This is a genomic window from Achromobacter sp. SLBN-14, assembly GCF_006715415.1.
GTDB lineage: Bacteria > Pseudomonadota > Gammaproteobacteria > Burkholderiales > Burkholderiaceae_B > Achromobacter > Achromobacter mucicolens.
The window spans coordinates 775,973-791,495 of sequence record NZ_VFNE01000001.1; the positions used below are offsets into that span (position 1 = coordinate 775,973).

Sequence of the window (15,523 nt, forward strand, 5' to 3'; positions counted from 1 at the left end):
ACACAGTGGTTTTGACAAGCACCAAAAGCCTTTTCGTCAGACAGCCCAACTTTACCGCAAGAAGAAGACATCGTCTGAACAATTCGATTTCATCTTGCGATATCGCCCGGAAACCCGCGCCAACACTAGGTTTGGACGAAAAACAACACGAAAATCGGGCGCGAAATTCAGCGATTTCGCCCCTGTTTGCGGCTTACCGCAGCATGCCGGCGGCAGCCGTCTGATGCGTGGCCTCGTCGATCAGAATGAACGCGCCGGTTGCCGCCACATCGTCATAACGATCGACCGCGAGCGACTCGCGCGTGGTGAGCGTCACGCGTCCGATGTCGTTCATGCGCAGCGTGCCTTCGGTGTTCTCGACTTCCTGCAGTTCGTGGATGTCCCGATGCGACAGCACCGCACGCACCTTCGCCGACGTCAGGCGCGTGCCCGACTTGAGCAGATACTTGCGCGCCGGATTCAAGGCCTGCGCGTCCAGCCAGCACAGCTCGGCTTCGAACTCGCGCGACACCTGCGCCGGCGCGGCCGTGTGCACGATCACGTCACCGCGCGACACGTCGACATCGCGGTCCAGCACCAGCGTGATGGAGTCGCCCGCCACCGCTTCGTCAAGCGTGCGGTCGAATGCGCGCACTTCCTGCACCACCGCCGTCACGCCAGAAGGCTGCACCGTCACCGCGTCTCCCGGGCGCACCACGCCACTGGCGAGCCGGCCCGCGTAGCCGCGGAAATCATCGGCGCGCTCGCCGCCATGACGCGCAACCCACTGCACCGGAAAACGCAGCGGCAACGCGCGGCCGTCGCCCGACAAATCCAGCGACTCCAGGAGCGCGAGCAGCGGCTGCCCGTCGTACCAGGGCGTCTTGCCGGACAGCGTGACGACGTTGTCGCCGCTCAGCGCCGACAACGGCAATGCGTCGAAATGCGCGATGCCCAGCTTGCCGGCCAGGTCCGCATAGGCGTCGCGGATGCGTTCGAAGACGGCGCGGTCCCAGTTCACCAGGTCCATCTTGTTCACCGCGACGACGATGTGGCGTATGCCCAAAAGGCGCGCGATGGTGCTGTGCCGCTTGGTCTGCGGCAGCAGCTTGCCGTCGGCGGCGCGGGTCGCGTCGATGAGGATGACCGCGACATCCGCGGTCGATGCGCCAGTCACCATGTTGCGCGTGTACTGCTCGTGCCCCGGCGCATCGGCGATGATGAATTTGCGCGTGGGCGTCGAAAAGTAGCGGTACGCCACGTCGATGGTGATGCCCTGCTCGCGTTCGGCTTCCAGGCCGTCCGTCAGCAGCGAGAAATCGATGCCGTCGCCCGCGACGCGCTTGTGCTTGGCGCGCGAGATCGCATCGAGCTGGTCGGCAAACACGCCCTTGCTGTCATACAGCAGGCGGCCGATCAGCGTGGACTTGCCATCGTCGACGGAGCCCGCCGTGATCAGGCGCAGCACGCCGGTGTCGGCGCCGGAAAGAAAGGAATCGTTCAGTGCGTTCATGTGGTTCCCCCAGACGCCGGCATGCGCCGGCGCGTCTTTTCGTTCAGAAATAGCCTTCCTTCTTGCGGCGCTCCATGGAGGCCTCGGAAGTCTGGTCGTCCATGCGCGTGGCGCCGCGCTCGGTGATGTCCGTCACGGCGGTCTCGGCGATGATGGCCATGGTGTCGCCGGCGTCGGAGGCGACCGGGCACGTGCACGAGATATCGCCCACCGTGCGGAACCGGACCGACAGGCGTTCGACCTGTTCGCCCTCGGCCGGCGGCGTCAGACGGGTGACGGGCACCAGCAGACCCTTGCGGCGCACCACTTCGCGCTCGTGCGCGAAATAGATCGAGGGCAGCGCCAGCTGTTCGCGCTGGATGTACTGCCAGACGTCCAGCTCGGTCCAGTTCGAGATCGGGAAGACGCGCATGTTCTCGCCGCGATGCACGCGCGTGTTGAACAGGCTCCAGAGCTCGGGACGCTGGGCCTTGGGATCCCATTGGCCGAACTCGTCGCGGAACGAAAAGATGCGTTCCTTGGCGCGCGCCTTTTCCTCGTCGCGGCGCGCGCCGCCGATGCAGGCGTCAAAGCCGAATTCCTCGATGGCCTCCAGCAGCGTCACCGCCTGGGCCGCGTTGCGCGAGTCGGTCTCGCGGCGCAGCACGACGCTGCCGCGCTTGATCGAATCCTCGACGCTGCGCACGATCAGCGTCTCGCCCAGCTCGGCCGCGCGGGCATCGCGAAACGCGATCACCTCGTCGAAGTTGTGGGCGGTGTCGATGTGCATCAGCGGAAACGGGAAGCGGCCTGGCCGGAAGGCCTTTTCGGCCAGGCGCAGCAGCACCACGGAATCCTTGCCCCCCGAAAAAAGCAGGACGGGCTTTTCGCATTCGGCCGCGACTTCGCGCAGGATGAAGATCGCTTCCGATTCCAGCCAATCCAGGTGGCTGCGTTGAATAACAGCAGACATAGGTTTTCCCCTAAAACGATTTTGAATTCATGGCCGCGCTCAATCGGCGCGCGCCGCAATGGTGATGACCCGGTTGCCCGCGTGCAGGCCGCATTCCTTCGAGTCGGACGATTCCCACCACCACCGCCCTGCCCGCAGGTCCTCGCCGGGGCGGATGGCGCGCGTACAGGGTTCGCAACCGATGGACGGGTAGCCCTGGTCGTGCAGCGGGTTGTAGGGAATGCCGAGCGCGCGGATGGCGGACCAGATGTCGTCCTCGCTCCACTCGGCCAGCGGGTTGAATTTGTAGAGGCCGAAGGTCTTGTCGTCCTCTTCGAGCAGCAGCTCGCCGCGCGTCGTGGACTGCGCGCGCCGCTGTCCGGTGATCCAGGCGCCGCGGCCGGCCAGCGCGCGCTTGAGCGGCTCGACCTTGCGGATCTGGCAACAGGCCTTGCGCAACTCGACGCTTTCGTAGAAAGCATGGGCGCCATGCGCGGCGACGTGTTCGTCGACCGCCGTCTGCACGGGCCGGTACACCGTGATCTCGCGGCCGTAGCGGTCGCGCACCGCATCCAGCACGCCCAGCGTCTCGGCATGCAGCCGGCCCGTGTCCAGCGTGAAGACCTCAAGATCCAGGTCCGAGCTGTAGATGGCATGCGTCAGCACCATGTCCTCGGCCGCCAAAGACGAGGCCAGCGCGGCATCCGGGTAACGCCGGCGGATGTCCGCCAGCCGCCCGGTCAAGTCGCGCCAGCGCGCCGCCAGGGCTGGTTCAAGTTCTGAAGTGAGTTCCGTTGTGGTCATGGTTGCACCGCGAAAATACGGGCGCGCCGGGGACGCGCCAGCAGGATCTCGCCATCCTGCAGATTCAGTTGCTGATAAAGGGATTCGGGCACCTCGGCCTCGATGATGGCGTCCGAGTCCTGGCGCGCCAGTTCCAGGTATGCGCTGGGGCCCGCCAGATAGGCGTGAGACAGCCGAACGGCAATGCCCTCGGCGCCGGCGCGGTAGCGCTCAACCTCGAACTCATGCGGCCGCACGTAGGCCGTGGCGCGCTGCGCGTCGGCCTGCGCCAGTTCCGGGGCCGGCAGCGACAGGCCGGCGCCTTCCCACACCCCGCGCGTGGCGGTGCCTTGCAGTTGATTCACGTCGCCCAGGAATCCGTAGACGAACGGCGTGGCCGGACTTTCCCAGACCTCGCGCGGCGTGCCCACCTGCTCGATGCGGCCGGCGTTCATCAGCACCACGCGGTCCGAGACTTCCAGCGCCTCTTCCTGATCGTGTGTGACGAACACGCTGGCCACGTGCAGTTCGTCGTGCAGCCGCCGCAGCCAGCGGCGCAGCTCCTTGCGCACCTTGGCGTCCAGCGCGCCGAAGGGCTCATCGAGCAGCAGCACGCGCGGCTCGACCGCCAGCGCCCGCGCCAGGGCGATGCGCTGACGCTGCCCGCCCGACAGCTGCGCCGGATAGCGGTCGGCCAGCCAGTCCAGTTGCACCAGGCTCAGCAGGTCATGCACCTTGCGCTTGATCTGATCCTCGGACGGACGCTGCGAGCGGTGCTTGATGCGCAGGCCGAAGGCCACGTTCTCGAACACCGTCATGTGCTTGAACAGCGCGTAGTGCTGGAACACGAATCCGACCTGGCGCTGGCGCACGTCCACGGCCGTGGCGTCTTCGCCCGCGAACAGCACGCTGCCCGAATCGGCCGATTCCAGCCCGGCGATGATGCGCAAGAGCGTGGTCTTGCCGCAGCCCGACGGCCCCAGCAGCGCCACCAGCTCGCCAGTCTCGATGTGCAGCGACACATCGTCCAGCGCCCGGAACTGGCCGAAGCGCTTGGATAGATTGCGTACTTCGATACTCATGCCTATGTCTCCTTGCCCGGCCCGTCAGGCGGCCGCCGGGTTGATGGCAACCGCGGGGCCGGGATACTCCACCGGCTGGTCGGCGCCCTGCAGAAGGCGCGCGTTGCGCCACTCGACCACGTTCTTCGCCACCAGGGTCACCAGCGCCAGCAAGGCCAGCAGCGAGGCGACGGCGAACGCCGCGGAATACTGGTATTCGTTGTAGAGAATCTCCACATGCAAGGTCATCGTGTTGGTCAGACCCCGGATCTGCCCGGACACCACCGACACCGCCCCGAACTCGCCCATCGCCCGCGCGTTGCACAGGATGGCGCCGTACAGCAGGCCCCACTTGATGTTCGGCAGCGTCACACGCCAGAAGATCTGCCAGCCGCTTGCGCCCAGCGTCAGCGCGGCCTGCTCTTCCTCGCTGCCCTGCGCCTGCATCAGCGGGATCAGTTCGCGCGCCACGAACGGGAACGTCACGAACAACGTCGCGAGAATGATGCCGGGCACCGCATAGACGATCTTGATGTCGTGCGCCTGCAGCCACTCGCCAAACCAGCCCTGCGAGCCGAACAGCAACACGAACACCAGGCCCGCCACCACGGGCGAGACCGAGAACGGCAGGTCGATCAGCGTGATGAGGAACTGCTTGCCGCGGAACTGGAACTTGGTGATGGCCCAGGCCGCCGCCACGCCGAACACCAGATTGACCGGCAAGGCGATTGCCGCGACCAGCAGCGTCAGACGGATCGCCGCCAGCGCGTCCGGTTCGACGATGGCGTCCAGGTACAGCGCCCATCCCTTCCGGAAGGCCTCGGCAAACACGGCCGCCAGCGGCACCAGCAGAAAGAGCGCCAGAAACCCCAGCGCGATGAACAGCAGAACGCCGCGCACCCAGCGCGGCTCGGTCAGATGCGCGGGACGATCCGGTGCGCTCATGACAGCCTCCCCAGGCCGCGGCGCGCCTGCCAGCCCTGCAACAGATTGATGACGAGCAGCAGCACGAACGACAGCACCAGCATCACGGTCGCGATGGCGGCCGCGCCGGCGTAGTCGAACTGCTCCAGCTTGGAAATGATCAGCAGCGGCGTGATCTCGGACACCATGGGCATGTTGCCCGCAATGAACACCACCGATCCGTACTCGCCCACCGCGCGCGCAAACGCCAGCGCAAAGCCCGTCATCAGCGCGGGCGTGATGGTCGGCAGCAGCACGCGACGGAAGGTCTGCCAGCGGTCCGCGCCCAGGCTGGCGGCGGCCTCTTCGATTTCGCGCTCCACATCTTCAAGCACGGGCTGCACCGTACGGACGACGAACGGCACGCCGATGAAGATGAGCGCGATGACGATGCCCAGCGGCGTGAACGCCACCTTCAGGCCAAACCATTCCGACAACGGCCCGCCCAGCCAGCCCTTCTGCGAGTACAGCGCGGTCAGGGCAATGCCCGCCACGGCGGTGGGCAGCGCGAAAGGCAGGTCGACCAGCGCGTCCAGGATCTTCTTGCCGGGAAAGCGGTAGCGCACCAGCACCCACGCAACCACCGTGCCGAACACCAGGTTCACCAGCGCAGCGATGAACGAGGCGCCGAAGGTCAGCTTATAAGAGGCCAGCACCCGCGGCGCGGTGACCGCGTCCCAGAAGCCTTGCCATCCCAGGCCGGCGCTCTTGATGGGCAAGGCGGCAAGCGGGATCAGCACGAGCACGCTGAGATACAGCACCGCGTAGCCCATGGAAATGCCAAATCCGGGCAGCACGCCCGGGCTGTTGCGCCGAGCGGCAAAAGGCGCTTGCGCGCCGTTTGCCACCGGGTTCGAGGCTGAAGTCATGGCCGTCGTCCGAACGTGATGCCGTTATTTCTTCTGCGGCTGGTAGATCTGATCGAAGGTGCCGCCGTCGCTGAAGTGGTCCTTCTGCGCCTTGCGCCAGCCGCCGAAGATCTTGTCGTCGATAGTGACGAGCTTGACCTTGGGGAACTTCGCCTCGTATTTGGCGGCGACCGTCTTGTCCAGCGGACGGTAGTAATTCTTGGCGATGATTTCCTGGGCGGCCGGGGTGTACAGGAATTCCAGATAGGCCTGCGCGGCGGCGCGGGTGCCCTTCTTGTCCACGACCTTGTCGACGATGGCCACCGGCGGTTCGGCCAGGATGGACAGCGACGGCACCACGATGTCGAACTTGTCCGGGCCCAGTTCCTCCAGGGCCAGGAACGCCTCGTTCTCCCAGGCCAGCAGCACGTCGCCCACGCCGCGCTCCACGAACGTCGTGGTGGCGCCGCGCGCGCCGGTATCCAGCACCGGCACGTGCTTGAGCAGGTCGCCGACGAAGGCGCGCGCCTTGTCCTCGCTGCCGCCGTTCTTTTCCAGCGCGTAGGCCCACGCGGCCAGGTAGTTCCAGCGGGCGCCGCCCGAGGTCTTGGGATTCGGGGTGATGACCTGCACGCCGTCCTTGACCAGATCGTCCCAGTCCTTGATCTGCTTCGGGTTGCCCTTGCGCACCAGGAACACGATGGTGGACGTGTACGGCGAGCTGTTCTGCGGCAGGCGGGTCTGCCAGTTCTCGGGCAGCAGGCCGCGGTCGGCAATGGCGTCGATGTCGTAGGCCAGCGCCAGCGTCACCACGTCGGCTTCCAGGCCGTCGATGACCGAACGCGCCTGGCGGCCGGACCCGCCGTGCGACTGGCGGATCGTCAGATCGACGTTGGCCTTTTCCTTGTACTGCTTGACGAAGGCGTCATCGATGGCGCGATAGAGTTCGCGCGTCGGATCGTAGGACACGTTCAACAGCGTCTGCTTCTGCTGTGCCTGCGCGGGCGCCATCGCGGCAAACGACACCGTGACTGCGGCCAAGGCGGCCAACCAACCGGCTTTCCTGAAAGACATGCCCTGCTCCCTGTGATCTGCAATGTGGAGGCAAGTTTGCGGGCAGGCCGATCTGAACGGAACGAATCATTTTTTGATTGCTCATCGCCAAGAGGCATATAGGACGCGCGTCCCAGCAACGAAAAACCGCCGCAATCCTCTATGAAGATTGCGGCGGTCCGGGTGGTTATCCGGCGCGCTGAAGCGGCAGCGCGCACCCCCTGTTTTTCGTATTTACTTATTCGGTTGCGGCGTGATGCGCAGGTACGGACGCACGGCCTTGTAGCCCTTGGGGAACTTCTCCTTGATGACCGCTTCGTCCTGCAGGGAAGGAACAATGATCACGTCGTCGCCGTCTTCCCAATTGACCGGCGTGGCCACGCTGTGGCTGTCGGTCAGTTGCAGCGAATCGATGACGCGCAGGATCTCATTGAAATTGCGGCCCGTGCTGGCGGGATACGTGATGGTCAGGCGGACCTTCTTGTTCGGATCGATGACGAACACCGAACGCACGGTCGCCGTGGCGCTGGCATTCGGGTGGATCATGTCGTACAGCTCGGAGACCTTGCGGTCCTTGTCGGCGATGATCGGAAAGTTGACCGTCGTCGATTGCGTGTCGTTGATGTCTTCGATCCACTTGGCGTGCGAATCGGCGCCATCGACCGACAGGGCCAGAACCTTCACGTTGCGCTTGGCGAACTCGTCGGCCAGCTTGGCGGTGTAGCCCAGCTCGGTCGTGCAGACGGGCGTGAAATCGGCCGGATGCGAGAAAAGCACCCCCCAGCTGTTGCCCAGGTACTCGTGGAAGCGGATCTTGCCAGCCGAGGATTCCTGCTCGAAATCAGGGGCGGTGTCGCCCAGGCGTAGTTGACTCATGATGTCTCCTGTACGGGATTCAGTTGATGGGACCGGCCGCCGGTCCGGCTTGGACCGCAGCGGGCAATCGCGTTTCGGGGCGGCGGTGACCGCGTGTGAAACGATTCTTCCATCAAACCAACAGGCGGGGAAATACGCAAGTCATATAACCTTATGCAATATTCGCAGCAGGCTTTGCGCCATCCCGCCCCCCGGACCAAATACCCTCAGCCCAGGTGGTACGCCAGCGACACGATGATCGGCCCCAGCACCGGCAGCAGCACGTTGGCGATGGCGTATGTCACCGTGTAACCCAAGAGGGGCACCGAACTGCCGCTGGCTGTCAGGATGGCGCTGATGGCCGGCGTGCTGACATGCTGCCCGGCAATGGCGCCCACCAGCAGCGGCCCTTCGATCTTCAACAGCTTGTGTCCCACCCAGAGCGACAGGCACGCAGGCCCCAGCGACACCAACAGGCCGATCACGGGCAGCACCGCGCCATGCTCGCGGATCAGCGACAGCGCATCCGGCCCGGCCGACAGGCCCACGCAGGCCACGAAGATCGCCAGTCCCAGGTCCTTGAGCAATTGCACGGCATGGGCCGGCATGTGTCCGATCGACGGCCGCTTCGCATTGATCCAGCCGCACGCCAGGCCGCTGACCAGCGCCCCGCCCCCGCTGCCCAGCGATACCGGAATCCCCCACAGCCTTGCCCCCAGGCTGCCGATCATCAGCCCGGCAAGAATGCCGAACGCCAGAAAGACCAGGTCGGTCACGCCGCTGCGGCGCAGTTCGGATCCCAGCGCCGCGCCCGCCTCGGACAGCTCCGGCTCCGCGCCCACCAGGGTGACCAGATCGCCGTATTGCACGACCGTCGCGGGGGTCAGGGGCAGCACGTGCCCCGACCGCGTAATGGATTGCAGGAACACGCCACGCGCGCGCCGGGCGTTGGGACGCTTGGCCAGCTCGCCCACCGTATGACCATTGACGGTCTTCTTGCTGACAATGACTTGCAGCTCGCTCAATTGCAGGTCGTCCGCGTGCGCCTCGGGCAACTGGATCTCCGGGCCGATCACCGATCCGGCCCGCAACGCAAAACGGCGCAGTCCCAGCACCACCACGATATCGCCGGTCGCCAGCACATAATCGGGCGTGGCATCGACCGCCTCGCCATTGCGCAGGACGCGGCTGACCACCGTGCGCCCGCCCAACTCGGCCTCCACGTCGGCGACCCGTTTGCCGTCCACGTCCTTGACCACGTGGGCGCGTCCCACCAGACGCGGCAGCGTCGGCAGGCTGGCTTCGTCGTTGTCGCCGGGCGTGGCGCCCAGCTGGGCCTCCAGCGCCTTGGACGCCTCGCGCAGGTTGATGCGCAGCAGCGCGGGCGCCACCTGGCTGGTGAAGAACACGATGCTGATGAGGCCCACCAGGTAGGTCAGCGTGTAGGCCGTGGCGATGTTGGCCTCCATGCGCTGCACCTCGGCCTCCGGCAGCCCCAGGTGCTTGAGCGCCTCGGCGGCGGTGCCAACGACCGCCGATTCCGTCGCCGCACCGGCCGCCAGGCCCGCGGCGGTGCCGGCATCCAGCCCGAACAGCGGCACGGCCGTCAGCACGATCGTCAAGACCAGCACCGCCTCGATGAGCGGCAGCGCCACAAAGCGCAGGCTGGACCGGTTGAGGTTGGCGAAGAACTGGGGGCCGCCGGAGTAGCCCATGGCAAAGATGAACAGGGCGAACGCGACCTCCTTCAGGTCGCCGCGCATCTGGCAGCCGGTCTGGCCGATCAGCAGGGCGACGATGAGCGTGCCGCACACCCCGCCTAGCTGTATCGGCCCGACCTTCAGCTTGCCGATCAGGTATCCCAAGCCCACCGTGACGAACAACACCGCGATGGGGACGCTATTGAAAAACCCGACCGAACACGTCATGAGTTCACGCCGCCCTGTTGTTGCCTGCGTTGCGGCCGCCTACTTCGCGGCGGCCTTCTTTGCCGACTTCGCAGCCGTATCGGCCTTCTTCACCGCCTTCTTCACGGCCTTCTTGGCCGCCGTCTTGCCAGCCGGGACGCGCTTCTTGGCGGCAGATGCCTTGACCGTCTGGCCCTTGCCCGCGGTGGGGCCGGAACGCACCAGTTCAGACGACTTCCACGCCTCGACATATTCGGTCGCGGATTCGACCATGTACTTGCCGATCTTGGCGTAGTCCCCATCGTCCAGGTTGGCCAGCGAAATCCGGATCGACCACGGCGGGCCGCCGAAGCCGCCGCCGTCCATCAGCACGACCCCCGACTTCTCCGCCAGGCGGAACAGGAAGTCCACCGGTTCGTAGTTGTCGATCATGTATTTGCAGAAGGCGTCTCCATACATGACCTTGGCCCAGACCATGAAGTCCAGTTCGACGTAGTACCAGCCCCGCATCGGATCTTCCGGCGGCATCGGAATGCCCAGCCCCCGCCACAGCGCGTCGCGCCGGCTGCGCACGATCTGCATGGTCAGATGCTTGTAGGCGTCCTTCAGGTCCAGCAGATGCGACAGCGCGAAAAAGCCCATCTGCACCTGCTGCGGCAACGATAGGCCGGCCGTGTGGTTCAGGGCGACATCCCGGCTGTCAGCGACCAGGCGGTCAATGAACTTCAGTTTTTCCGGCTCCATCGTCATGGCGCCGTAGCGCTTGTCCAGCCGTTTTTTCCACGCTGCGGGCAGCTCGGCGATGCGCCGGTCCATCGTGTTGTTCTCGTGCGTGGCGATGACGCCCAGGCGCCAGCCGGTGCAGCCGAAGTTCTTTGAAAAGGAGTACACGCAGATGGTGTTCTGCGGCACCTCGGCCATCAGCGACCGGAAGTTCGGCACGAAGGTGCCATAGACGTCGTCGGTCACCAGCACCAGGTCGGGATTCTTGCGGATCAGGCGCACGATCTGCTTCATCTCGACGGGACTGAATGCGACGGAGGGCGGGTTGCTGGGGTTCACCGTGACCGCCAGCTTGATCTTGGGATCCTCCAGCTTGGCGATTTCCGAGGGCGGATAGTGCCAATCGTGCGTGCCGTCGGCGCGCATGCTGCTGGCATTGATGCCGACGATCTTGAACTGGAAGCGCTCGAGGTGCGCAATCTCGATGTAGGGCGTGAACGTGGGCAGGAACAGCGCAATGGTGTCGCCCTGCTTGAGCAGACCGTTGACCATCAGCGAATCGAAGATGTAGCACATGGCCGCCGTGCCGCCTTCCACCGGGAAGAGATCGAACTTGCCCTTGGGCGGGCGGCCATCGCACATTTCCTTGACGAGGTAGTCATGGATGATCTGCTCGATGTGCACCAGCGCCCGGGGAGGCACGGGATAGTGGTCACCGATGATGCTGTCGGTCAGTTCATGGATCCATTCGTCCGGATCAAACCCCTTGATCTTCACGCCGTATTCCAGCACCCCGACCAGAAAGTCGTAGCCGTCTTCACCCTTGTGCTTGGAGAGGAACTTGCGCAGCCGGTCGGCGCACCCCTTCTTGGCCGGCATGCCCGCCAGGATGCCTTCGTCGCGCACCCGGCGCGCCTCTTTCATGGCAAACCGGCCCAACAGGAAAAATGCATCCCGCGGTTCCGTGGCGATCCAGTTGGGATTGCCGCGGCCCGCGTTCAGCATGGTGGCGGCGGCCGATTGCTGGCTATCCTTGGCCAGCGTGATCAGATAGTCCTTCAGTTCAAACGGAGACAACTGTTCCAGGTCGCGCTGGTGGGAACGCGTGGTCTTCAAGGCCGAGGCCAGGCTGACGGTGACGGGCGCAGTGGAAGCCATTTTGTGTACTCCTGATGAGCTTGTTGGCCGACGCCGTGAAGACCGGCGCCGTTACGATTGCCGCGCTTTTCTGCTCTGTAGCACCCGCACGCCGCGGCTTTGCGGGGCTGTCCTGCTAGGCCATGAGCATGACGATGACAATGCCCCAGATGATCAGGAGGGTATTGCCGATGGCATAAGGCACCGTGTAGCCAAGCGCCGGGACCTGGCTTTTCGCCGTCTCGGTGATCTGGCCGATGGCCGCGGTCGTGGTCCGCGCGCCGGCGCAGACCCCCAACGCAATGGCCGGGTGGAACTTGAAGACATGACGGGCGATCAGCACGCCCAGGATCATCGGAATGCTGGTGGCAATGACACCGGCGATGAAAAGCTTGGCGCCCAACTGCTGAAAACCCTGTACGAACCCCGGTCCGGACACGATGCCCACGACGGCGACGAACGCGGTAAGGCCGACCGATGTCAGGAACCAGTGCACCGGCTCGGGCACACGCCCGAACGTCGGATGCACGGAGCGCAGATAGCCGAACACCAGCCCTGAAATCAGCGCGCCGCCGGAGGTCGACAGCGTGATCGGAATTCCGCCCACGGTCAGCACCAGCGTGCCGAACAACCCGCCCAGCAAAATGCCGAAACCCACGAACACCATGTCGGTCTGGTTGGTCGCGCGGTCCACGTAGCCCAGCTTGCCCACGACCCGTTCGACGTCGCGCTTGGCGCCCAACATGAAAAGGCGGTCGCCGCGGTCCAGCTTCAGGCCCCAGTTGACCGGCATCTCGTGGCCGCCACGCACGACCTTGCGCAGGAATACGCCCCGGCCCAGTTGGCGCACAGTCTCGTTATCGGCAAGCTCCTTGATCGTCTTGCCGGCCACGTTCTTGTTGGTCAGCACGACTTCGACGACTTCGGCGGGCAGGTTGATGACGTCACGGTCCTCGACCTCGGTGCCAATGAGACCCGAGGCCTGCAGCACCAGCGCGTCATGGCGTCCGGTTACGCCCAGCACGTCGCCCGCCTGCAATGCGGTGGTGGAGTCGGCATCGATGATCTGGTCGCCGCGGCGGATACGCTCGACAAACACGCGGGCGTCGACGAACTTCGCCTCCAGGTCGCCCACCGTCTTGCCCACGTATTCCGTGTTGTCCAGCCGGTATGCCCGCGCCGTGAATTTGCGGTAGCCCGACAGTTCCATCGAGTCCGCCCCCCCGGACATCTTGGCCTCGTACTCCTGGCATTCCTTGACGATGTCCACGCGCATCAGCTTCGGACCCAGGGACGCCAGCAGCCAGGCGCTTCCCACCGTGCCGTAGATGTAGCAGACCGCGTACGCGACGGGGATGCTGTCGATCCACTGCTTCTTGGTGGCGGCGTCGACGGACAGCCCGTTGATCGTATCGGTGGCCACGCCCATGACCGCCGAAATGGTCTGCGCGCCCGACAGCAATCCCGCGCCTGTGCCGGCGTCAAAGCCGAACGCAACCGCGGTCCCCCAAGTGACCAGCAGGCAGAGCACGCAGATGACGACGGCAAAAATGACCTGAGGAAGGCCATCGCTTTTCATGCCGCGGAAGAATTGCGGTCCTACGCCGTAGCCAAGACCGAAGAGGAAAAGCAGGAAAAACACCTGCTTGAGAATGGGGGCAATCGATATGTTGAGCTGGCCGACCAGCACGCCCACCAACAGGGTTCCCGTTACTGCGCCCAGATTGAAGCCGAATATCTTCTTGGCGCCGATCCAATAGCCAAGACCCAAGGTCAGGAAAATCGCCAGCTCCGGGTACTTACGTAGTGTGTCAAAGAACCATTCCATCACGAATCTCCTTCGTTCTGTACAGGTCAAGCACATTCGCAAACAGGGGGTAGCGCGTCGGTTACGTTAGCAGAGTCTTTGCGAAAATCAAACGTTTTTGACAATTTTGCGGCGCGGATAAAACGCGCAAAAAAAACCGCGCAAAAAAAACCGCGGGCGTCACGCCCGCGGTTCTGATTGACGCCTGCGCTGCGGTTTACAGCGCGTTGGTCAGTTCGGGAACGACCGTGAACAGATCGCCCACCAGGCCGTAATCGGCCACGCCAAAAATCGGCGCCTCGGCGTCCTTGTTGATCGCGACGATGACCTTCGAGTCCTTCATGCCAGCCAGATGCTGGATGGCGCCCGAGATGCCGACGGCCACGTACAGTTGCGGCGCGACGATCTTGCCGGTCTGGCCAACCTGCCAGTCGTTCGGCGCGTAGCCGGCGTCGACCGCGGCGCGCGAAGCGCCCAGCGCGGCGCCCAGCTTGTCGGCCAGCGGATCCAGGATCTTGAAGTTTTCGGCGCTGCCCAGACCGCGGCCGCCCGACACCACGACGCGGGCGCCGGCCAGTTCGGGACGATCGCTCTTGGCGACTTCGCGGCCCACAAACGTGGACAGGCCCGAGTCGGCGACAGCGGCAGCGTCTTCGACCGAGGCGGAACCGCCTTGCGCGGCGACGGCGTCAAAGCCGGTCGTGCGCACGGTGATGACCTTGACGGCGTCGGCCGATTGCACGGTGGCAATGGCGTTGCCGGCATAGATCGGGCGCTGGAACGTATCGGCGGATTCGACGCCGATGATGTCGGAGATCTGCGCCACGTCGAGCTTGGCGGCGACGCGGGGCGCCACGTTCTTGCCCGAGGCCGTGGCCGGGAACAGGATGTGGCTGTAGCTCGAGGCCACGGCCAGCACCTGCGCGGCGATGTTTTCGGCCAGGCCGTCAGCCAGATGCGGGGCATCGGCCAGCAGGACCTTCGCCACGCCGGCGGCCTGGGCGGCCTGGTCGGCCACGGCGCGCGCGTTGGCGCCGGCGACCAGCACGTGCACGTCGCCTCCGATCTTGGCGGCGGCGGCGATGGCGTTCAGGGTTGCGCCCTTGAGTTGGGCGTTATCGTGTTCGGCAATAACCAGCGTCGTCATGATCAGACCACCTTCGCTTCGTTCTTGAGTTTGTCCACCAGCGCCGCGACATCGGCAACCTTGATGCCGGCCTTGCGGGCGGGCGGCTCGCTGACCTTCAGCGTCTTCAGGCGGGGCGCGGGATCAACGCCCAGGTCTTGCGGCGTGACGGTGTCCAACTGCTTTTTCTTGGCCTTCATGATGTTCGGCAGCGTGACGTAGCGCGGCTCGTTCAGGCGCAGGTCGGTGGTCACGATGGCGGGCAGCTTGAGCGACAGGGTTTCCAGGCCGCCGTCGACTTCGCGCGTCACGGTGACCTTGCCGTCGGCCAGCTCGACCTTGCTGGCGAACGTGGCTTGCGGCCAGTCCAGCAGCGCGGCCAGCATCTGGCCCGTCTGGTTGGCGTCGTCGTCGATGGCTTGCTTGCCCAGAATCACGAGCTGGGGCTGTTCCTTATCGACCAGCGCTTTCAACAGCTTGGCGACAGCCAGCGGCTGCAGTTCGGCATCGGTCTGGACCAGCACGCCGCGATCGGCGCCGATGGCCATGGCGGTACGCAGTGTCTCCTGGCATTGCGCAACGCCGCAAGAAACCGCCACGACTTCAGCGACCGCGCCCTTTTCCTTCAGGCGGGTGGCTTCTTCGACGGCGATCTCGTCAAAGGGGTTCATGGACATCTTCACGTTGGCGATATCCACGCCGGTCTGATCAGACTTGACGCGCACCTTGACGTTGTAGTCAACGACGCGCTTGACAGGTACCAACACCTTCATCCCGCTGCCTCCAATTGGAAAATAATGACCCGGCATGCGCCGGGATCGCATTGCACAATTTTTT

The 15,523-nt window shown here is 64.8% G+C and carries 13 protein-coding genes; all 13 read right to left on the reverse strand.

Annotated elements, in window-relative coordinates:
* Nucleotides 1-193 precede the first annotated feature (193 nt).
* The 13 genes from FBY20_RS03585 to FBY20_RS03640 all read right to left on the reverse strand — a co-directional run bounded on the left by FBY20_RS03585 (nucleotide 194) and on the right by FBY20_RS03640 (nucleotide 15,459).
* Nucleotides 194-1,492: a sulfate adenylyltransferase subunit 1 gene (locus tag FBY20_RS03585; RefSeq protein WP_062838618.1), complete on the reverse strand. Its 1,299-nt coding sequence runs from the start codon at nucleotides 1,490-1,492 to the stop codon at nucleotides 194-196.
* Between the two features lie 43 nt (nucleotides 1,493-1,535).
* The gene (cysD, locus tag FBY20_RS27895) at nucleotides 1,536-2,444 is read right to left on the reverse strand and encodes a sulfate adenylyltransferase subunit CysD (RefSeq protein ID WP_152383782.1); all 909 of its coding nucleotides are present in this window, start codon (nucleotides 2,442-2,444) and stop codon (nucleotides 1,536-1,538) included.
* 39 nt (nucleotides 2,445-2,483) lie between these two features.
* Nucleotides 2,484-3,227: a phosphoadenylyl-sulfate reductase gene (locus FBY20_RS27900; RefSeq protein WP_255452226.1), complete on the reverse strand. Its 744-nt coding sequence runs from the start codon at nucleotides 3,225-3,227 to the stop codon at nucleotides 2,484-2,486.
* The gene (locus tag FBY20_RS03595; protein ID WP_142050087.1) at nucleotides 3,224-4,288 is read right to left on the reverse strand and encodes a sulfate/molybdate ABC transporter ATP-binding protein; all 1,065 of its coding nucleotides are present in this window, start codon (nucleotides 4,286-4,288) and stop codon (nucleotides 3,224-3,226) included. The genes FBY20_RS27900 and FBY20_RS03595 overlap by 4 nt, the downstream gene beginning before the upstream one ends.
* A 24-nt stretch (nucleotides 4,289-4,312) precedes the next feature.
* Nucleotides 4,313-5,212: a sulfate ABC transporter permease subunit CysW gene (gene cysW, locus FBY20_RS03600; protein WP_142050089.1), complete on the reverse strand. Its 900-nt coding sequence runs from the start codon at nucleotides 5,210-5,212 to the stop codon at nucleotides 4,313-4,315.
* A complete protein-coding gene (gene cysT, locus FBY20_RS03605) occupies nucleotides 5,209-6,099 on the reverse strand; it encodes a sulfate ABC transporter permease subunit CysT (RefSeq protein ID WP_056322290.1) in 891 nt (296 codons plus the stop codon). The genes cysW and cysT overlap by 4 nt, the downstream gene beginning before the upstream one ends.
* A gap of 24 nt (nucleotides 6,100-6,123) precedes the next feature.
* On the reverse strand, nucleotides 6,124-7,089 hold the full coding sequence (locus tag FBY20_RS03610) for a sulfate ABC transporter substrate-binding protein (protein WP_240622239.1): 966 nt from the start codon (nucleotides 7,087-7,089) through the stop codon (nucleotides 6,124-6,126).
* A 276-nt stretch (nucleotides 7,090-7,365) separates the two neighbouring features.
* Entirely contained in the window at nucleotides 7,366-8,007 is a 642-nt protein-coding gene (locus FBY20_RS03615) for a peroxiredoxin (RefSeq protein WP_056322285.1), read from the reverse strand.
* Between the two features lie 206 nt (nucleotides 8,008-8,213).
* Nucleotides 8,214-9,914: an aspartate-alanine antiporter gene (gene aspT, locus FBY20_RS03620; protein WP_142050092.1), complete on the reverse strand. Its 1,701-nt coding sequence runs from the start codon at nucleotides 9,912-9,914 to the stop codon at nucleotides 8,214-8,216.
* Between the two features lie 39 nt (nucleotides 9,915-9,953).
* Nucleotides 9,954-11,774 (reverse strand): bifunctional aspartate transaminase/aspartate 4-decarboxylase, encoded by a 1,821-nt coding sequence (locus FBY20_RS03625; RefSeq protein WP_142050095.1) that lies wholly within the window; start codon nucleotides 11,772-11,774, stop codon nucleotides 9,954-9,956.
* A gap of 115 nt (nucleotides 11,775-11,889) precedes the next feature.
* Complete coding sequence (gene aspT, locus FBY20_RS03630) at nucleotides 11,890-13,581, reverse strand: aspartate-alanine antiporter (protein ID WP_056322278.1); 1,692 nt, start codon at nucleotides 13,579-13,581, stop codon at nucleotides 11,890-11,892.
* Nucleotides 13,582-13,777: 196 nt separating this feature from the next.
* Complete coding sequence (locus FBY20_RS03635; RefSeq protein ID WP_056322276.1) at nucleotides 13,778-14,707, reverse strand: electron transfer flavoprotein subunit alpha/FixB family protein; 930 nt, start codon at nucleotides 14,705-14,707, stop codon at nucleotides 13,778-13,780.
* Nucleotides 14,708-14,709: 2 nt separating this feature from the next.
* Nucleotides 14,710-15,459: an electron transfer flavoprotein subunit beta/FixA family protein gene (locus FBY20_RS03640; RefSeq protein ID WP_056322273.1), complete on the reverse strand. Its 750-nt coding sequence runs from the start codon at nucleotides 15,457-15,459 to the stop codon at nucleotides 14,710-14,712.
* Nucleotides 15,460-15,523: the final 64 nt, after the last annotated feature.